Source organism: Mycobacterium liflandii, assembly GCF_022354805.1.
In the GTDB taxonomy this organism is placed as follows: domain Bacteria; phylum Actinomycetota; class Actinomycetes; order Mycobacteriales; family Mycobacteriaceae; genus Mycobacterium; species Mycobacterium marinum.
This window is the reverse complement of sequence record NZ_CP023138.1, coordinates 134231-152426: the sequence shown is the minus strand read 5'-3', so window position 1 is coordinate 152426 and position 18196 is coordinate 134231. Positions and strand designations below refer to the sequence as shown.

At 66.2% G+C, this 18196-nt stretch carries 19 protein-coding genes; 13 read left to right on the top strand and 6 right to left on the bottom strand.

Annotation, left to right across the window (positions count from 1 at the left end):
- Positions 1-4: 4 nt before the first annotated feature.
- Genes sp36 through CKW46_RS00765 form a run of 3 tightly spaced genes read left to right on the top strand, consistent with a single transcriptional unit; the run spans position 5 to position 1455 of the window.
- A complete protein-coding gene (gene sp36 / locus CKW46_RS00775; RefSeq protein WP_012396683.1) occupies positions 5-166 on the top strand; it encodes a Sp36 family protein in 162 nt (53 codons plus the stop codon).
- 21 nt (positions 167-187) lie between these two features.
- On the top strand, positions 188-643 hold the full coding sequence (locus CKW46_RS00770; protein ID WP_011741882.1) for a RidA family protein: 456 nt from the start codon (positions 188-190) through the stop codon (positions 641-643).
- Positions 644-648: 5 nt separating this feature from the next.
- On the top strand, positions 649-1455 hold the full coding sequence (locus CKW46_RS00765) for an MBL fold metallo-hydrolase (RefSeq protein WP_015357501.1): 807 nt from the start codon (positions 649-651) through the stop codon (positions 1453-1455).
- Here the strand turns inward: CKW46_RS00765 and crp are convergent.
- Both crp and CKW46_RS00755 read right to left on the bottom strand, forming a co-directional pair.
- Positions 1452-2126: a cAMP-activated global transcriptional regulator CRP gene (gene crp, locus CKW46_RS00760; RefSeq protein WP_012396681.1), complete on the bottom strand. Its 675-nt coding sequence runs from the start codon at positions 2124-2126 to the stop codon at positions 1452-1454. The two genes, CKW46_RS00765 and crp, sit on opposite strands and share 4 nt — an antisense overlap.
- Positions 2127-2224: 98 nt before the next feature.
- Positions 2225-2593: a hypothetical protein gene (locus tag CKW46_RS00755; protein ID WP_012396680.1), complete on the bottom strand. Its 369-nt coding sequence runs from the start codon at positions 2591-2593 to the stop codon at positions 2225-2227.
- A 172-nt stretch (positions 2594-2765) separates the two neighbouring features.
- On the opposite strand from CKW46_RS00755, the gene nth reads away from it, so the two are divergent.
- Genes nth through marP form a run of 4 tightly spaced genes read left to right on the top strand, consistent with a single transcriptional unit; the run spans position 2766 to position 6124 of the window.
- Complete coding sequence (gene nth / locus CKW46_RS00750) at positions 2766-3446, top strand: endonuclease III (RefSeq protein WP_020726845.1); 681 nt, start codon at positions 2766-2768, stop codon at positions 3444-3446.
- 19 nt (positions 3447-3465) lie between these two features.
- Positions 3466-4110, top strand: coding sequence for a TlpA family protein disulfide reductase (locus tag CKW46_RS00745; protein WP_482053494.1), 645 nt, complete (start codon positions 3466-3468; stop codon positions 4108-4110).
- A 17-nt stretch (positions 4111-4127) separates the two neighbouring features.
- Positions 4128-4925: an NUDIX hydrolase gene (locus tag CKW46_RS00740; RefSeq protein WP_036451171.1), complete on the top strand. Its 798-nt coding sequence runs from the start codon at positions 4128-4130 to the stop codon at positions 4923-4925.
- A 5-nt stretch (positions 4926-4930) separates the two neighbouring features.
- Positions 4931-6124 (top strand): acid resistance serine protease MarP, encoded by a 1194-nt coding sequence (gene marP / locus CKW46_RS00735; RefSeq protein WP_020726844.1) that lies wholly within the window; start codon positions 4931-4933, stop codon positions 6122-6124.
- Here the strand turns inward: marP and CKW46_RS00730 are convergent.
- Positions 6117-7082 carry an alpha/beta fold hydrolase gene (locus tag CKW46_RS00730; RefSeq protein WP_015357497.1) on the bottom strand — a complete coding sequence of 322 codons (966 nt, stop codon included), beginning with the start codon at positions 7080-7082 and terminating at the stop codon, positions 6117-6119. The two genes, marP and CKW46_RS00730, sit on opposite strands and share 8 nt — an antisense overlap.
- Positions 7083-7601: a phage holin family protein gene (locus CKW46_RS00725; RefSeq protein WP_482052662.1), complete on the bottom strand. Its 519-nt coding sequence runs from the start codon at positions 7599-7601 to the stop codon at positions 7083-7085.
- A 225-nt stretch (positions 7602-7826) separates the two neighbouring features.
- On the opposite strand from CKW46_RS00725, the gene CKW46_RS00720 reads away from it, so the two are divergent.
- Entirely contained in the window at positions 7827-8525 is a 699-nt protein-coding gene (locus CKW46_RS00720; RefSeq protein WP_015357496.1) for a chymotrypsin family serine protease, read from the top strand.
- 8 nt (positions 8526-8533) lie between these two features.
- On the opposite strand, the gene acs is transcribed toward CKW46_RS00720, so the two are convergent.
- Positions 8534-10516 carry an acetate--CoA ligase gene (acs, locus tag CKW46_RS00715; protein ID WP_482052661.1) on the bottom strand — a complete coding sequence of 661 codons (1983 nt, stop codon included), beginning with the start codon at positions 10514-10516 and terminating at the stop codon, positions 8534-8536.
- A 172-nt stretch (positions 10517-10688) separates the two neighbouring features.
- On the opposite strand from acs, the gene CKW46_RS00710 reads away from it, so the two are divergent.
- Genes CKW46_RS00710 through CKW46_RS00690 form a run of 5 tightly spaced genes read left to right on the top strand, consistent with a single transcriptional unit; the run spans position 10689 to position 16538 of the window.
- Complete coding sequence (locus CKW46_RS00710) at positions 10689-12320, top strand: peptide ABC transporter substrate-binding protein (protein WP_482053493.1); 1632 nt, start codon at positions 10689-10691, stop codon at positions 12318-12320.
- Position 12321: 1 nt separating this feature from the next.
- Entirely contained in the window at positions 12322-13248 is a 927-nt protein-coding gene (locus CKW46_RS00705; RefSeq protein WP_012396670.1) for an ABC transporter permease, read from the top strand.
- Complete coding sequence (locus tag CKW46_RS00700) at positions 13241-14104, top strand: ABC transporter permease (protein WP_482052660.1); 864 nt, start codon at positions 13241-13243, stop codon at positions 14102-14104. The genes CKW46_RS00705 and CKW46_RS00700 overlap by 8 nt, the downstream gene beginning before the upstream one ends.
- Positions 14101-15756, top strand: a complete 1656-nt coding sequence (locus CKW46_RS00695; protein WP_015357492.1) for a dipeptide ABC transporter ATP-binding protein — start codon at positions 14101-14103, stop codon at positions 15754-15756. The genes CKW46_RS00700 and CKW46_RS00695 overlap by 4 nt, the downstream gene beginning before the upstream one ends.
- A gap of 11 nt (positions 15757-15767) precedes the next feature.
- Complete coding sequence (locus CKW46_RS00690) at positions 15768-16538, top strand: hypothetical protein (RefSeq protein ID WP_015357491.1); 771 nt, start codon at positions 15768-15770, stop codon at positions 16536-16538.
- Between the two features lie 492 nt (positions 16539-17030).
- Here CKW46_RS00690 and CKW46_RS00685 read toward each other — a convergent pair whose 3' ends face one another.
- Complete coding sequence (locus CKW46_RS00685) at positions 17031-17888, bottom strand: HAD-IB family hydrolase (RefSeq protein ID WP_012396665.1); 858 nt, start codon at positions 17886-17888, stop codon at positions 17031-17033.
- Between the last annotated feature and the right edge of the window lie 308 nt (positions 17889-18196).

The window sequence follows — 18196 nt, the reverse complement described above, 5'->3', positions numbered from 1 at the left end:
CGCTATGACCCAATCCACCACATGGGAGTACGCGACGGTTCCGCTGCTCACGCACGCCACCAAACAGATCCTCGATCAATGGGGAGCCGATGGCTGGGAGCTGGTGGCGGTGCTGCCCGGCCCAACCGGTGAGCAGCACGTCGCCTACCTGAAGCGTCCGAAGTAGAAGTAAAGGGTCTTGATTCTGATGAACGCTACATCCCGGCTCGCCGAACTGGGTATCACGCTTCCGCAGGTGGCGGCGCCGCTGGCGGCCTACGTCCCCGCGGTACGAACCGGCAATCTCATCTACACCGCGGGGCAGCTGCCCTTGGAAGCCGGAAAGCTCCTCGGCACCGGCAAGGTTGGCGCCAACGTCACACCGGAGGAAGGTAAGGCGCTGGCGCGTGTCTGCGCGCTCAACGCGCTGGCCGCGGTGAACTCCCTGGTGGACATCGATTCGGTGACCCGGGTGGTCAAGGTCGTCGGGTTCGTCGCCTCCGCGCCGGGCTTTCACGGTCAGCCCAACGTCATCAACGGTGCCTCGGATCTGCTTGCCGAGGTGTTTGGCGACAAGGGCGTGCACGCGCGTTCGGCGGTCGGTGTCGCGGAGTTGCCGTTGGACGCCCCGGTGGAGGTCGAGCTGATCGTGGAGGTCGGCTAGCCGCCGTGTCCGAGACAGCCGGGTCGCTGACGCATCCTGCACACGGCCGGTTACGGCCGGTCACCGACCTTGCCTCGGTCCTGGTTGCCGATAACCCGGGTCTGCTGACCCTGGAGGGCACCAACACCTGGGTGCTCCGCGGCCCACGCAGTGACGAACTGGTTGTCGTCGATCCCGGCCCGGCCGACGACGAGCACATTGCCCGAATCGCCGCGCTGGGCCGCATCGCGCTGGTGCTGATCAGTCACCGCCATGGCGATCACACCGACGGCATCGACAAGCTGTTCGAGCGCACCGGTGCGCCCGTGCGCGCCGCCGATCCCCAGTTCCTGCGCGGTGACCCGGTGGCGTTGAGCGACGGCGAGGTCATCGATGCCGGCGGGCTGAAAATCACCGTGTTGGCCACCCCGGGACACACCGCGGACTCGCTGTCGTTCGTGCTCGAGGATGCCGTGCTCACCGCCGACAGCGTGTTGGGGCGGGGGACGACCGTCCTGGACAAGCAGGACGGCAGCCTGTCCGAATACCTGGAATCGCTGCATCGGCTCCGCGGTCTGGGGCCGCGCATGGTCCTGCCCGGCCATGGGCCGGACCTGGCCGACATTCGGATCGTCGCGCAGGGATACCTGGCGCACCGCCAGGAGCGGCTCGAGCAGGTTCGCTCGGCGCTACGGGAACTCGGCGAGCAAGCCAGCGCTCGCCAGATCGTCGAACACGTCTACGTCGACGTCGACGAGAAGCTCTGGGATGCCGCCGAGTGGTCGGTTCAGGTGCAGCTGAACCATCTGCACCAAGCCGGGAGCCAGTCCTAGCGGGCTCGGCGGGCCAGCCGTTCGGAGTCCGAGATGAGCACGCTCTTGCCCTCCAGGCGGATCCAGCCCCGATGTGCGAAGTCGGCCAGCGCCTTGTTGACCGTTTCCCGGGAAGCGCCCACCAGCTGGGCGATCTCCTCCTGAGTCAAGTCGTGGGTGACCCGCATGGCGCCGCCCTCTTGGGTGCCGAAGCGCTGCGCGAGCTGCAACAGCTGCTTGGCCACCCGGCCGGGCACGTCGGTGAAGATGAGGTCGGCCAGGTTGTTGTTGGTCCGGCGCAGCCGGCGGGCCAGAACCCGCAGCAGCTGCTCGGCGATCTCCGGCCGATCGGCGATCCATGCCCGCAGCGCGTCGCGGTCCATTGACACCGCCCGCACCTCGGTGATTGTGGTCGCGCTGGAGGTCCGAGGTCCGGGGTCGAAGATCGACAGCTCACCGAACATGTCGGACGGTCCCATGATGGTCAGCAGGTTCTCCCTGCCGTCCGGCGACCTACGTCCGATTTTCACTTTGCCGGCGACGATGATGTACAGCCGATCACCGGGCTCACCTTCAGCGAAAACCGTGTGTCCGCGGGGGAAGTCAACGGGCTGCAGTTGTTTGGTTAATGCTGCGACCGCGCCGGGTTCAACCCCTTGGAAGATTCCTGCCCTTGCCAGGATCTCGTCCACGTTGCCTCTTCAGCTTTCCAACGAAGTGATATGGGCGGGCCAATCTGTTGACCGTTGCCGAGTCTAAAGGTTATGCCAATCAGTACGACGTGCCAACGCTACACACGATTCACGTGTCGGGTCGACGTAAACTGCGGATTGGTCCGCAACTGGGCGTGCAGGTGGTTGAACGCGCCTTCCACCCCAGGCACGGCGTGATGCTTCCCGGTCAGGGCCCTTGGCGCCGAGGCGTCGCTGAGAGCCAGCGCTTGGCGCCGATGCAGATATTCCAATGCTTCGGGCATCCCCTCGCGGGCCAACGTGCGTACGTCGACGGCCCGAGCGTGGTCGAGAAACTCGGCGACGTCGGAAGCGCTCACGGTGTCGTCGGACAGCGCTACCTCCAGCCGACCCAGACCGAGCGTCGTCAGAATCAGCAACGCCGGAATACCCGCGACCAGCAACCATGACACAAGGAGAGTAAACACGGCTTCGAATCAACACCAGGTCTCAGCGAGATCACGAAATCAGTACTCTGTCGTAGGTGAGCGTGGCAAAGGTGTCTGGGGGGTCCAAGCCCACCGCGAATGCGTCCACCCCAAGTTACCCAAGCGCTGGTCCGAAGAGACCCGGACAGCCTTGGTGCGGCGGGCGCGTCGGATGAATCGCAAACTGGCACAAGCGTTTCCCCACGTGTACTGCGAGCTGGACTTCACCTCGCCGCTGGAGTTGGCGGTGGCCACGATTCTTTCGGCGCAGAGCACGGACAAGCGGGTGAATTTGACGACGCCGGACTTGTTCGTGAAATACCAGACGGCGCTGGATTACGCCCAGGCCGATCGCGCCGAATTGGAAAACCTTATCCGCCCCACTGGTTTCTATCGTAACAAGGCGAACTCTCTCATCGGCCTCGGGCAAGCTCTCGTCGAGCGGTTCGACGGCCAGGTGCCGGCCACCATGGAGGAGCTGGTGACGCTGCCCGGGGTCGGGCGCAAGACGGCCAACGTCATCTTGGGCAATGCCTTCGACGTTCCCGGGATCACCGTGGACACTCACTTCGGCCGACTGGCGCGACGGTGGCGCTGGACCGCCGAAGAAGACCCGGTCAAGGTGGAACACGCGGTCGGCGAGCTGATCGAGCGCAAGGAGTGGACGCTGTTGAGCCACCGGGTGATCTTCCACGGCCGCCGCGTCTGCCACGCTCGCAAACCGGCGTGCGGCGTGTGCGTGCTGGCCAAGGATTGCCCCTCCTATGGGCTCGGTCCTACGGAGCCGCTGCTCGCCGCACCACTCGTGCAGGGTCCGGAGACCGAGCACCTACTGGCCATGGCCGGGCTGTGACCGCGCGCTAGTGCCGGAGCTGACGCGGTTGACACCTGGGGCTCGCTGGACCATTGCGGTGCTGGCGGTAGTGGTCGCGCTGATAATCGCGTTGGCCGCCCAGCTGCGAGAGGGTTCCGGGCCGGCGGGGCACACCGGTGCGCCGGTCGCGCGCGAACATCGTGATGCTGACACGCCGGCTGCCCTGGCCGGGCCACGACGGCGCTCGAACCTGCCGCCCTGTCCGGCCGGCGGCGCTGGTCCCGGCCCGGCCCGGTTGCAGGGCGTGGTGGTGGAATGTGCGGCCAACGGTGCGCCCGTCGATGTCGCCTCCGCCGTGGCCGGCCGCCGGGTGCTGCTCAATCTGTGGGCGTATTGGTGCGCGGAGTGCACGGCCGAATTGCCGGCGTTGGCCGAGTACCAGCGACGCGTTGGATCCGAGGTGACCGTGCTGACCGTTCACCAGGACGAGAATGAAGCCGCCGCACTGGTGGAATTGGCCGACCTCGGCGTTCGGTTGCCGACCCTGCAAGATGGCCGCCGCAAGGTGGCGGCCGCGCTGGGGGTCGCGAATGTGATGCCCGCGACTGTGCTCCTGCGGCCGGACGGTAGCGTGGCCCAAACCCTGCCGCGAGCTTTCGGCAGCGCCGACGAGATTGCGGCTGCGGTCGGAAACCCGGCGTGACGAGCGCTTGGCCTAACCTGCCCGACCGGCCCGACCAGCCCGACAAGGAGGCACCGGTGAACGCGACCGTTGCCCTAACTCCCGAGGTCGGTCCGTCCTGGCTGCGCCCACTGGTCGACAACATCGATCGGGTGCCCGATGCGGTTCGGCGGCGGCTGCCGGCCGACGTGTTGGCGATGGTGACCGCAGCCAGCTCGACCGCATCGTTGCGTCGCGACGAGCGCGATGCCGCGGTTCTGGTGCTGTTCTCGGGTCCGGAGTCGGCCGACGGCCGGGTGCCCACCGATGCCGACCTGCTGCTGACGGTGCGAGCGTCGACGTTGCGCCACCATGCCGGTCAGGCGGCCTTTCCCGGAGGTGCGTCCGATCCCGGCGACGACGGGCCGGTTGCCACCGCCTTGCGTGAGGCCCACGAAGAAACCGGGCTCGACGTCAGCAGGCTTCATCCCCTGGTCACCATGGAGCGGACCTTCATTGCGCCCTCGCGCTTCCACGTCGTTCCGGTCCTGGCCTACTCGGCCGATCCCGGTCCGGTGAACGTCATCAACGAGGCCGAAACGGCGATCGTGGCGCGAGTTCCGGTCCGAGCCTTCATCAATCCGGCCAACCGGCTGATGGTGTACCGGCGTACGTTGAGCCGGCGCTGGGCCGGACCGGCGTTTCTGCTGAATCAAATGCTGGTTTGGGGATTCACTGGCCAGGTGATTTCGGCAGTGCTTGATGTTGCGGGGTGGTCGGAGCCCTGGGATACCAGCGACCTGCGTGAGCTGGATGACGCGATGGCGCTGGTCGGCGAGCAGGGTGGGCTGCGATGAACTCGATGACCCCGTCACAGTGGCTGGACATCGCCGTCTTGGCGGTCGCCTTCATCGCCGCTGTCTCCGGCTGGCGCTCCGGCGCGCTGGGCTCGATGCTGTCCTTCGCCGGTGTGCTGCTGGGTGCGATCGCGGGTGTGTTGCTGGCGCCCCATATCGTCAGCCACATCAACGCCCCGCGGGCCAAACTTTTCGCCGCGCTGTTCCTGATCTTGGGGCTGGTGGTGGTCGGCGAGGTCGCCGGCGTGGTGCTGGGACGGGCCGTCCGCGGCGCGATCCGTAACCGGCCGATTCGAGTGATCGACTCCGTCATCGGGGTCGGAGTGCAGCTCGTTGTGGTGCTGACCGCGGCGTGGTTGTTGGCGACGCCATTGACACAGTCCAAGGATCAACCGGAGCTGGCGGCGGCGGTTCGTGGTTCGCGGGTACTGGCTCAGGTCAACGAGGTGGCGCCCACCTGGCTCAAGACGGTGCCCAAGCGACTCTCGGGGTTGCTGAACACGTCGGGTCTGCCGGCCGTCTTGGAGCCGTTCAGTCGCACCCCGGTCATTCCGGTCGCCTCGCCAGATCCGGCGCTGGCGCGAAATCCGGTGGTCGAGGCCACCGCGCCAAGCGTGCTCAAGATCCGCAGCCTGGCGCCGAGTTGCCAGAAGGTGCTCGAAGGCAGCGGCTTCGTGATCGCGCCGGACCGGGTGATGACCAATGCCCACGTGGTGGCGGGGGCCAACAGTGTGCAGGTGTTTGCCAGCGGCAAGCCGCTGGATGCCACGGTGGTCTCCTATGACCCCTCGGTGGACATCGCGATCCTGGCTGTGCCGGGTTTGCCGCCGCCACCACTGATCTTCGCCGAGCGGGAAGCGCCAACCGGTACCAACGTGGTGGTGCTGGGTTATCCCGGCGGCGGGAATTTCACCGCGACTCCGGCCAGGATTCGCGAGGCCATCCGACTCAGCGGCCCCGACATCTACCGCAACCCGCAGCCGGTGACCCGCGACGTCTACACTATCAGGGCCAACGTGGAGCAAGGTGATTCGGGCGGGCCGCTGATTGATCTCAACGGCCAAGTGCTTGGCGTGGTGTTCGGCGCGGCGGTCGACGACCCGGACACCGGGTTTGTCCTCACCTCCGGCGAGGTGGCCAGTCAGCTGGCCAGGATCGGCGCTACCGAGCGCGTCGCCACCGGATCCTGCGTCAGCTGAGCCGCGCGTCGCGGGTCTGCTCGAAAAACCGCATCAGGTGCCGGTTGATCTCTTCGGGCGCTTCCTCATGGCTGTAATGGCCCACGCCGGCGACCGACACGTAGCGTCCGTGCGGTGCATAACGTTGGGTGCGCTCCACCGGGGCGGCCAGGACGTAGGGATCGGCGTCGCCGCGTAGGTGCAAGATGGGGACGCCGGGGCGTTGATTCATGGAGCGCATGAATCGGTGGCCTTCCCCGCGTAGCTGGCTGCGCACCGCCCAGCGCTGGTACTCCAGTGCGCAGTGCGCGGCGGCCGGGATCTGGATGGCCCGCCGCAGATAGCCGATGCTCTGCGAGAAATCTTCCGAGGCCGCCCATTTGGCGCTGGTGCGGCTGCGGATCAGCCGTTCGATTTCCTCGGCGTTATCCCGGGTCAGCAAACGTTCGGGCCACAGCGGCACCTGGTAGCGCAACAACGTCGGCAACAGCGCGCGCCCCTGATCGCGCCTGGTCAGGGTGGATCGCCGCAGCGCGGCCGGGTGCGGTGAGCTGATCAACGCGATGGCACGCACCAATCGGGGATGCAGTAGCGCGGTGGTCCAGCAAGCCAGCCCGCCGTCAGCGTGGCCGACCAGGGTGGCCGAGGAATGTCCGAGCGCACGGATCAGTCCGGCCGTATCGCCGGCCAGGGTCCAGCCGTCATAGCCGCGGGGCGGTTTGTCGCTGCCGCCGTAACCGCGCAGGTCGACGGCGACCACCCGGGCACCGGTGAGCCCGCGCAGCTGATGACGCCAGGACCACCAGAACGACCCGAACCCGTGCAACAGCATCACCAGGGGCTGGGTGGTGCTCGGTGCGTTATCGCGCTGGCCGGCCGGGACGGCCTCGACCACATGAAACCGGATGCCGTTGGCGTGGATGTCCAGATGGCGCCATGGCCCGTCGATGCGGGTGATCGACGGATCTGGTGCGGGCATTTACCAACCCGAAGGATCAGTGACCGGCTTGCCGGGCGCGGGGGCGGAGGGTTCGACCGCGGTGGACTTGTCGTGGCCCGGGATCAGCGCGGTGCGGGTCTCCTTGACCGACTCGATGGTTTGTCGTGGTCCTCGGATCCGGCGGACTTTCAAGAAACCCAGCAAGGCGAGCATGCCAGTGGTCAAAACCATGAGGCCGAACACAATGAGAAACGCCACCCAACGCCATAGCCAGGTGTCGAGCAGCTCGGCGAGGAAAAAGAACAAGAAAAAGGTGGAGTAGAACAGCACCATCAGGGCGGCAATGAAGAAAACGCTGCCCGTCAGGCCCTTCTTGACATCACGCGTGATCTCGGCGCGCGCCAGTTCCACCTCGGCCCGCACCAGCGTCGACATCTGAGTTGTCGCGTCTTTGATCAGGTCGCCGATCGACGGCTCAGCCGGCATGGCATGCGGGTCCGCCAACGGAATCGTGGTCAGCGTGCTGGGCACACCGTTCTTGCGATCAGGTTTGCTCACAGACGGTCCTCTCGATTTGACGGCCGCGGTTTGGCGGTCGTCGCGGATTATGTTGCCATGCGCTTCGGTGCCGTACGAGGCGAGTCGATCACCGCGCGGGACGGGGCCGGATCAAGCCGGTTAATTGACGCTTGCGCACCATTCCAACAGCAACGGGGCAGGTCCCGCGATCATCTACACTGGCGCATCTGTTCTGATGTTTGACCAGCCGACGGGAGTACCACTTTGCAGACGGCACACCGCCGCATTTCGTCGGCGATCGTGACCGTGCTCTTGGCCCTTGTGTTCGGGCCCGCCAACTCTGCGGCTGCCGACGACAAGGTTCCGTTGGGTGGCGGTGCCGGCATCGTCGTCAACGGGGGCACTTTGTGCACCCTGACCACCATCGGGCACGACAAGAACGGCGATCTCATCGGTTTCAGCTCCGCGCACTGCGGGGGTCCCGGCGCCCCGGTCGCCGCCGAAGGGGCCGAAGACAAGGGCGTGGTGGGCACCATGGTTGCCGGCAACGACAGCCTTGACTATGCGGTGATCAAGTTCGATCCGGCCAAGGTGACACCGGTGGCCAACTTCAACGACTTTGCGATCAACGGCATCGGCCCGGACCCCACCTTCGGGCAGATCGCGTGCAAGCAGGGCCGCACTACGGGCAACTCCTGCGGGGTGACCTGGGGGCCGGGCCAGGATCCCGGAACCATCCTGATGCAGGTCTGTGGCGGCCCCGGCGACTCCGGGGCGCCGGTGACGGTCAACAACATGCTGGTCGGGATGATTCATGGCGCGTTTAGTGACAGCCTGCCCACCTGCATCACCAAATACATCCCGCTGCACACCCCCGCGGTGGTGATGTCGATGAACGCCGACCTGGACGACATCGCGGCCAAGAACCGGCCCGGATCGGGGTTCGTCCCAGTACCGGGCTGAGGCCTCAGCTATTTGGCGGCGTTGCGAATCGCGTCGAACACCGTGGGATCGAGCAGTGTCGAGGTGTCGCCGAGTTCGCGCTTTTCGGCGATGTCACGCAGCAGCCGCCGCATGATCTTGCCGCTGCGGGTCTTGGGCAGCTCCGGCACCACGTGGACCTCCCGTGGGCGGGCGATGGGCGAGATCGCCTCGGCCACCTCGGCGCGCAACTCCTCGCTGGTCCCGTCGTGCTGCTCGTAGTTGCCGCGTAGCACGACGAACGCGCAGATGGCCTGCGTGGTGGTGTCGTCGACCACCCCGACGACCGCCGCCTCAGCCACACCCGGGTGACCGACGAGTGCCGATTCCACCTCCGCGGTGGAGATGCGGTGCCCGGACACGTTCATCACGTCATCGATACGGCCCAGCACCCAGATCGCCCCGTCGGAGTCGAGGCGGGCCCCGTCCCCGGCGAAGTAGTAGCCCTTGTCCTCGAACTTCGACCAGTAGGCGTAGTGGAATCGCGCGGGGTCGCCCCAGATGCCGCGCAGCATCGATGGCCATGGCTGGTCCAGGACCAGGTAGCCGGTGACGTGCGTGCCCTCATCGGTCTCCGGCGCCAGCGGATCGCCATGATCGTCGACCACCTTGGCCGAAATGCCGGGCAGCGGAGTCATCGCCGACCCGGGTTTGGCCGCCGCGATCCCGGGCAGCGGTGAGATCATCGCCGAGCCGGTCTCGGTCTGCCACCAGGTGTCCACAATCGGCGTGTGTCCGGCGCCGACGACGTCGCGGTACCAGCGCCAGGCCTCGGGGTTGATCGGTTCGCCGACCGAGCCCAGCAGCCGCAGGCTGGACAGGTCATGCGCGTCCGGGATCGCGCGGCCCCATTTCATGAAGGTGCGAATCAGCGTCGGGGCGGTGTAATAGATTGTGACACCGTATTTTTCGATGATCTGGAAGTGACGGTGTTCGTCGGGCGTATTGGGTGTGCCCTCGTAGAGGACCTCGGTGATGCCGTTGGCCAGCGGACCGTACACGCCATAGGTGTGGCCGGTGACCCAGCCGATGTCGGCGGTGCACCAGAACACGTCGGTCTCGGGCTTGACGTCGAAGATGGTGTGCACCGTGTAACAGCACTGGGTGAGGTAGCCGCCGCTGGTGTGCACGATGCCCTTGGGCTTGCCCGTGGTCCCCGAGGTGTACAGCAGAAACAAGGGCTGCTCGGCGTCGAAGGGCTCCGGTGTGTGTTCGGGTGACGCCGAGTCGACGACGTCATGCCACCACAGGTCGCGTTCGTCGTTCCAGGACACGTCGATTCCGGTGCGCCGCACCACCAGGACATGCTTGACGGGGCTATCCGGCTGACTGACCGCCTCGTCGGCCGCGTCCTTGAGCGGAGCCGGATGGCCGCGACGGAACTGCCCGTCGCTGGTGATCAGCAGCTTGGCCTGGGCGTCGACGATCCGGGCGTGCAGAGCGTTGGCGGTAAAACCGCCAAAGACCACGCTGTGCATGATTCCCAGCCGCGCGCAGGCCAGCATCGCGATCACGGCCTCGGGGATCAACGGCAGATAGATGGCGACCCGGTCGCCGGCCACCAGGCCGAGGCCGGTCAGCGCGTTGGCCGCCTTGGATACTTCGGCCTGCAGATCGGCGTAGGTCAGCGTGCGGCTGTCCTCGATCGGCTCGCCCACCCAGTGGATCGCGACGCGATCCCCGTTGCAGGCCTCGACATGGCGATCCACGCAGTTGTAAGCGACGTTGAGTTTGCCGCCGACAAACCAATTGGCGAACGGCGCATCCGACCAGTCCAACACCTCACCGAATGGGGTGGCCCAGGACAACCGGTCGGCCTGTTTGGCCCAGAATGCGAGCCGGTCCTCTTCGGCCTCGCGGTACAACTCGGCGCGGGCGTTCGCCTGCTCGATGAATTCGGCCGGGGGAGGGTAGGACGACGGTTCTTCAGCACTGGTGGCGGTCACTGGCGTGTCTCCTATGTTGAGCTTCATCGAGCTCTTCTTCGCTCGGCGTGAGCCTAACTCGCCAGGATGTAAATGCCACTGATGGCCTGGGGGGGAACGTCGCCGCGATATCGCCAACGCGCCGATCGCCATCAGGACGGCACCGATGACAATGAGCCGGGTGCCCGGCGCTCTACTCGGCGGCGCCGCGGGGGCCAGTATGGTCGCTGTCATGCGGCGGATGCGGGCCACCCTGGCAGTCGTCGCCGTGTTGCTGGCGGTCTCACCGGTGGCGGCCTGCGGCGGCGGCGTGCTCAGCCCCGATCTGGTGCTGGTCAACGGTGGGGAGCCGCCGAACCCCCTGATCCCGACCGGCACCAACGACAGCTACGGCGGTCGCATCATCGACCGCCTGTTCGCCGGCCTGGTGTCCTATGACGCCAAGGGCAAGCCGTCGCTGGAGGTGGCGCAGTCGATCGACACCACCGACAACGTCAACTACCGGATCCTTCTCAAACCCGGCTGGAGATTCACCGACGGCTCACCGGTAACCGCGCATTCATTTGTCGACGCCTGGAACTATGGGGCGCTGAGCACGAATGCACAACTGCAACAACACTTCTTCAGCCCGATCGAGGGATACGAGGAGGTGGCCGGTGAGCCGGGGGAAGGAAAGCCGACCACGATATCGGGATTGCATGTGGTCAACAACCGGGAGTTCACCGTGCGGCTGCGCGCGCCGACCATCGATTTCATGTTGAGCCTGGGACATAGCTCGTTCTATCCACTGCCCGAGGCCGCCTTCAAGGACATGGCCGCGTTTGGCCGCAACCCGATCGGCAACGGCCCATACCGGCTGGACAGTGGCGGCGAGGAACCGGCGTGGGAACACAACGTCAAGATCGACCTGGTGCCCAATCCGGATTACCGGGGCAATCGCAAACCCCGCAACAAAGGTCTGCGCTTCGAGTTCTACGCCAACCTCGAAACCGCCTACTCCGATCTGTTGTCCGGCAATCTCGATGTCCTGGACACGATTCCGTCCAGCGCGCTCACCGTCTATGGGCGCGACCTCGGGGATAACGCCACCAGCGGCCCTGCCGCGATAAATCAGACCCTGGATACCCCGTTGCGGTTGGCACATTTTGGTGGGGAGGAGGGGCGGTTGCGCAGGTTGGCGCTGTCGGCGGCCATCGACCGGCCCCAGATCTGCCAGCAGATCTTCAACGGAACCCGCAGCGCCGCGCGCGATTTCACGGCCCGGTCACTGCCCGGATTCGACCCCCACATTCCGGGTAACGAGGCCCTGGACTTCAACCCGCAGCGGGCGCGGCAACTTTGGGCGCAGGCCAACGCGATCTCACCGTGGAGCGGCAGCTACGCCATCGCCTACAACGCCGACAGCGGCCATCAGGAATGGGTGGACGCGGTGGCCAACAGCATCAAGAATGTGCTGGGAATCGAGGCGATGGGTGCGCCGCAGCCCACCTTCGCGGGTTTGCGCACCCAGATCACCAACCGAACCATCGACACCGCATTTCGCGCGGGGTGGCAGGGCGACTTTCCTTCGATGATCGAGTTCCTGGCTCCGCTGTACGGAACCGGTGCGGGATCCAATGATGTCGGCTATTCCAACCAGGAGTTTGACGACGCCCTGGCGGCTGCCGCGGCCGCGCCCACCCTTCAGGAGGCCGATCGGCTGGCCAACGTCGCGCAGCGAATCCTGTTTCACGACATGCCAACGATCCCGCTGTGGGACTACATCGCCGTTGTCGGGTGGTCCACCGAGGTCAGCAATGTGCAGGTGACGTGGAACGGTCTGCCCGACTACGAGAACCTCGTCAAGGCCTGACATGGTTTGGTACGTAGCTCGCCGGATCTTGGCGATGGTGCCGGTGTTTCTCGGCGCGACACTGCTGATCTACGGCATGGTGTTCCTGCTGCCCGGGGATCCGTTGGCGGCCATCGCCGGCGATCGGCCGTTGACGCCCGCGGTGGCGCAGCAGCTGCGCGCGCGCTATCACCTCGACGACCCATTTCTGGTGCAGTATGCCCACTACCTGGGTGGTGTCCTGCACGGCGACCTGGGCCGCGCATATTCCGGGCTGCCGGTCAGTGCTGTTCTGGCGCATGCATTCCCGGTGACCATTCGGCTGGCCTTGATCGCGCTCGCGGTCGAGGCCGTGCTGGGGATCGGCTTCGGGGTGATCGCCGGATTGCGCCAAGGCGGCATCTTCGACGCCACGGTGCTGCTTACCGGGCTGATCATCATCGCGGTGCCGATCTTCGTGCTGGGCTTCCTGGCGCAATACCTCTTCGGTGTGCGACTGGGGCTGGCGCCGGTCACGGTCGGGGCCAGGACGACTTTGGACCGGTTGCTGTTACCCGGGATGGTGTTGGGCGCGGTGTCATTCGCCTACGTGGTGCGGCTGACGCGGTCCGCGGTGGCCGCCAACGCCCATGCCGACTACGTCCGCACCGCGACGGCCAAGGGGTTGTCGCGGCCCCGGGTGGTGACGGTGCACATTCTGCGCAACTCACTGATCCCGGTGGTGACGTTTCTGGGCGCGGATTTGGGCGCGCTGATGGGCGGCGCGGTGGTGACCGAAGGCATTTTCAACATCCACGGTGTCGGCGGGGTGCTGTATCAGGCGGTCACCCGGCAGGAGGCGCCGACGGTGGTGTCGATCGTGACGGTGCTTGTCATGGTTTATCTGCTCACCAATCTGCTGGTGGATCTGCTCTACGCGGCGCTGGACCCACGGATTAGATATGGCTGAGCTCGGGGGCTTTTGGTTCGATATCCTCGGCGGCTTGCGGCGGCGGCCCAAGTTCGTCATCGCGGCCGTCCTGATCCTGTTCATTCTCGTCGTCGCCGCGTTTCCGTCCCTGTTCACCGGGATCGACCCCAGCTACGCCGATCCCAGCCAGAGCATGTTGAGCCCGTCTACGGCGCATTGGTTCGGCACCGACCTGCAGGGCCATGACATCTACGCACGCACCGTCTACGGAGCCCGCGCCTCGGTCGTGGTGGGACTGGGTGCGACGGCGGCCGCGTTGATTGCCGGCGTGACGTTGGGGGCCCTGGCCGGCTACTACGGAGGCTGGCTGGACGCCGTGGTTTCGCGCATCACCGATATCTTCTTCGGTCTGCCTCTGCTGCTGGCCGCGATCGTGCTCATGCAGGTGATGCATCACCGCACGGTGTGGACCGTGATCGCCATCCTGGCGTTGTTCGGTTGGCCGCAGATAGCCCGGATCGCCCGCAGTTCGGTGCTCGAGGTGCGCGGCAGCGACTTCGTTCTGGCCGCCAAAGCATTGGGAATGAGCCGGTTTCAGATCCTGTTGCGCCACGCGCTGCCCAACGCGATCGGGCCGGTGATCGCGGTAGCCACGGTGGCCCTGGGCATCTTCATCGTCACCGAAGTCACGCTGTCATACCTCGGGGTGGGTCTGCCGCCGACGGTGGTGTCCTGGGGTGGCGACATCAACGTGGCGCAGATGCGACTGCGGGCCGGCTCGCCCATCCTGTTCTATCCCGCCGGTGCGCTGGCGGTGAGCGTGCTGGCCTTCATGATGATGGGTGACGCGTTACGCGACGCCCTGGATTCGGCATCACGGGCGTGGCGGGCATGAGCACCGCGGCGGCCCCGCTGTTGTCGGTGCACGGCCTGCAGGTCCGGTTCGGCACCGACGAACCCGTGGTTGCCTGCATGGATCTGAGCGTTTATCGCGGGCAAACCGTTGCGGTGGTGGGAGAGTCGGGATCCGGTAAGTCCACCGCGGCCGCGGCCATCCTGGGGCTGCTGGCCCCCGGTGGCCGAATTACCGCTGGCCGCATCATTTTCGACGGACGTGACATCACCTCGGCGGACCGGCGCGTGATGCGCACCATTCGGGGCCGCGAGATCGGCTACGTTCCCCAGGACCCGATGACCAATCTCAACCCGGTTTGGAAGGTCGGCTTTCAGATCCGGGAGGCATTGCGGGCCAACACCGATGGGCGCGACGCGCGACGGCGCACGGTAGAGCTGCTGGCCCAGGCCGGGATGCCGGACCCGGACAAGCACGCCCAGCGCTACCCACATCAACTGTCCGGCGGCATGTGCCAGCGCGCCTTGATCGCCATCGGGCTGGCCGGCCGGCCCGCTTTGCTCATCGCTGACGAGCCGACGTCGGCACTGGACGTCACCGTGCAGCGTCAGGTGCTCGACCATTTGCAGCGCCGAACCGACGAGCTCGGCACCGCGCTGCTGCTGATCACCCACGACCTGGCGCTGGCGGCCGAACGGGCCGAGTCGGTGCTGGTTGTCCATCACGGCGTGGTGGTGGAATCCGGTACCGCAAGCGACATTCTGCGCAGTCCGCAGCACGAATACACCAAGCGACTGGTGGCCGCCGCACCGTCGTTGACGGTGCGTGACCCGCGCCGAGCGCCGGCGAGGGGCCCGGTTCCTGGCGGGGCGGACCAGCCCGCCGGTGGTTGCGGCGACATCCTGAGCGTCTCGGAATTGACCAAGATCTATCGGGAGTCCCGGGGCGCGCCCTGGCGGCGCGGCGAGTTTCGGGCCGTCGATAGCGTGTCGTTCCGATTGCGGCGGGCGAGCACCTTGGCCATCGTGGGCGAGTCGGGATCGGGCAAATCAACGGTCGCGCGCATGGTGCTGGGTCTGCTGCAACCGACCTCGGGCACGGTGTCCTTCGACGGAGCCCGAAACCAGCCGGACAAGTTGGATCGCGACGCGCAGCTGGCCTTTCGGCGCCGGATACAGCCGGTGTTCCAGAACCCGTACAGCAGCCTGGATCCGATGTACTCGGTGTTCCGCGCCATCGAGGAACCGCTGCGCATCCACCGCGTCGGCGACCGTGCGCAGCGCCGGCAGATGGTGGCCGAGCTCGTCGACCAGGTGGCGCTGCCGTCGTCGGTGTTGGGTCGGCTGCCCCGGGAGCTGTCGGGTGGCCAGCGGCAACGCGTGGCGATCGCCCGAGCGCTCGCGCTGCGCCCCGACGTGCTGGTGTGCGATGAGGCGGTCTCGGCGCTCGATGTGCTGGTGCAGGCCCAGATTCTGGATCTGCTGGCCGAATTGCAGGCGGACCTGGGCCTGGCGTACCTGTTCATCAGCCATGATCTGGCGGTCGTGCGGCAAATCTCCGACGACGTCCTGGTCATGCGCGCCGGTCAGGTGGTGGAACATGCCCCGACGGAGGAAGTGTTCACCCGGCCCGGCGCGCAGTACACGCAGCGCCTGCTGGAGTCCATTCCAGGTGGCCCGGTGGCTCCCCGCTAGGTTGACATGCTGTGACTGCTGACCCGCTGGCCGCGCTGATGGAGCTCCCCGGCGTCGGTGACGCCAGCGACCGCGCCCGCGAGGCGCTGGGGCAGGCGCACCGGCATCGGGCCAACCTGCGTGGCTGGCCGGTGACCGCTGCCGAGGCCGCGCTGCGCGGGGCCCGCGCCTCCTCGGTGCTCGACGGTGGCCCCACGCGACTGGAAGATTTGGTGGACGCGTCCGCCGGTTACCCCGTTGTCAATGATCCGGTCTTCGGGGGCGCGCTGCGAGTGGCGCAGGCGCTCGAAGGCGGCGCGGGGCCGTTGGTCGGCGTGTGGCAGAAGGCGCCGCTGCAGGCGCTGGCGCGTCTGCACATGCTGGCCGCCGCTGACCTGGCGGCCGACGGCGGGTTGGGCCGCCCGCGCGCCGACGCGGGCATCGGGCCTCGTCTGGAACTGCTTGCGGATCTGGTGACACGACCGACGCGAGCGTCGGCGCCCGTTATCGCCGCGGTCGCCCATGGAGAGCTGTTGACGCTGAGGCCATTTGGCACCGCCGACGGCGTCGTCGCCCGCGGGGTGTCGCGGCTGGTGACCATTGCGACCGGACTGGATCCGCACGGACTCGGGGTGCCCGAGGTGAGTTGGATGCGACAGCCCGTTGGCTACCGCGATGCCGCGGATCGATTCGCCGAGGGCACGCCCGCCGGGCTGGCGGCCTGGTTGGTGCTGTGTTGCCGAGCGATGGAGGCCGGGGCGCAGGAGGCTCTGGCGATCGCAAACTCGGTGCCGCGTAGCTAGCCGTTGATAGCTGGCGCCCCGCATTTGCGTCGCAATCGCACCGAAATAGGAATTGTTCCAGAAATGCAATGCGGGCGGCGACCGAAAGGATTTTCGAGTCGCCGCCCGCCAACACGGATCTCGGTTACCAAGCGTGCATTTGTGGGCTGCGTGGGTTGGCCTCGGCGCTTTTGCGACCCTTCTGGCTACAGCCCCACCCAAAGGGCCGTCGGTACCATCTGAATTTCGCAATTACGCAGGCCCGCAACACTTCTGCCATTATCGCGGCTATGACTCCGCGTGGGTTCCGGGGGCCGTGCTGGGTGCCCGGGTCGGGAGGACGAACCTTCTCTTCCGGTTCGACCTTGGCTTCACCGGGCTGCCGTGACTCCATTTCTACTACTGGAGCCTGGGCGCAGCAAGGCCTAATTCATGAAAGTTCTGCAACGACTTATTTTTCGGGCGCGCAAAACGTTTGCTCGAGAGGTAGCTGCTGGCGCCGGGACGTCGGTGCTAGAAAGCGAAGCGGCGCAGCAACAGGTAGCTGACCGCTCCGGCGGCCAGTGCGCTGATTCCGACCGCGGCGCTAGTGGCGATCGCGGCGCCCGACGGTGCCGGGATGCGATCACGCAAAGACACTGGGCGAGAGAAGGACAACACCGGCCAACCCCGCTCCATGGCTTCCTTGCGCAAGCCGCGGTCGGGGTTGACCACCGAGGGGTGGCCGACGGCCTCGAGCATGGGCAGATCGGTGATCGAGTCGGAGTAGGCGTAGCAGTGTTCCAGCGGATAGCCCTCACGGGCGGCCAGCTCGCGAATCGCCTGAACCTTGCCTTCGCCGTAGCAATAGAAGGCGACCTCGCCGGTGTACTTACCGTCCGCCACGACCATCCGGGTCGCCATCGCGTGGGTGGCGCCCAACGCGCGGGCGATCGGGCCCACAATCTCCTCGCCGGAGGCGGAGACCACCACGACGTCACGTCCACACAGTTTGTGGCCGGCTATGAGGTCTGCGGCTTCGGCGAACACCAGCGGCGTCACGATGTCGTGCAGCGTCTCGTTGACTATCGACTTCACCTGTTCCGCGTCCCAGCCGGTGCACATGTTGGTCATGTGGGTGCGCATCCGGTCCATCTGGTCATGGTCGGCGCCGGAAAGCAGAAAGATGAACTGCGCATAGCTGGATTTGAGCACGGCTCGTCGGTTCATCAGGCCCTGCGCGAAGAAAGGTTTGCTGAACGCCAGCGTGCTGGATTTGGCGATGATCGTCTTGTCCAGGTCGAAAAACGCCGCGGTGCGGGCGCGCGCAGGAGGCTTTTCCGGTGACTGCGGTGAGTCTTGTTGCTGCGCGGCCGGGTCGGAGACGGTCACCAGACCAGCATAGGTGTGCGGTCTGTCGAGCCGTGATCGCGCCGTCCGCGACGGCGATTGACAATGAATGTTGTCGACGTGTTGCCCTTATTTGTACGGCTCAAGCCGTATTTTGCGATTTGCACCGATACTTGCGTTAATCCAGTCTGGCATGTGTATAGTAAGCATTACTCGGCCATGAGCCGAGGGTGCATCAGTCCGACCCCCCGGGGCTGAAGCACGACGACCTCCGCCGCCCCCCTGGCGGGGGTCGTCCCTTTTGTGGGGTAAAAAATTTTCGCCTCCGTCACTCCAATGCCTTGCGGCAC

Coding starts and splice junctions, on each gene's coding strand:
- sp36 (WP_012396683.1), top strand. CDS start 5: ATGACCCAATCCACCACATGGGAGTACGCGACGGTTCCGCTGCTCACG.
- CKW46_RS00770 (WP_011741882.1), top strand. CDS start 188: ATGAACGCTACATCCCGGCTCGCCGAACTGGGTATCACGCTTCCGCAG.
- nth (WP_020726845.1), top strand. CDS start 2,766: ATGAATCGCAAACTGGCACAAGCGTTTCCCCACGTGTACTGCGAGCTG.
- marP (WP_020726844.1), top strand. CDS start 4,931: ATGACCCCGTCACAGTGGCTGGACATCGCCGTCTTGGCGGTCGCCTTC.
- CKW46_RS00730 (WP_015357497.1), bottom strand. CDS start 7,082: ATGCCCGCACCAGATCCGTCGATCACCCGCATCGACGGGCCATGGCGC.
- acs (WP_482052661.1), bottom strand. CDS start 10,516: ATGAAGCTCAACATAGGAGACACGCCAGTGACCGCCACCAGTGCTGAA.
- CKW46_RS00710 (WP_482053493.1), top strand. CDS start 10,689: ATGGTCGCTGTCATGCGGCGGATGCGGGCCACCCTGGCAGTCGTCGCC.
- CKW46_RS00705 (WP_012396670.1), top strand. CDS start 12,322: ATGGTTTGGTACGTAGCTCGCCGGATCTTGGCGATGGTGCCGGTGTTT.
- CKW46_RS00700 (WP_482052660.1), top strand. CDS start 13,241: ATGGCTGAGCTCGGGGGCTTTTGGTTCGATATCCTCGGCGGCTTGCGG.
- CKW46_RS00695 (WP_015357492.1), top strand. CDS start 14,101: ATGAGCACCGCGGCGGCCCCGCTGTTGTCGGTGCACGGCCTGCAGGTC.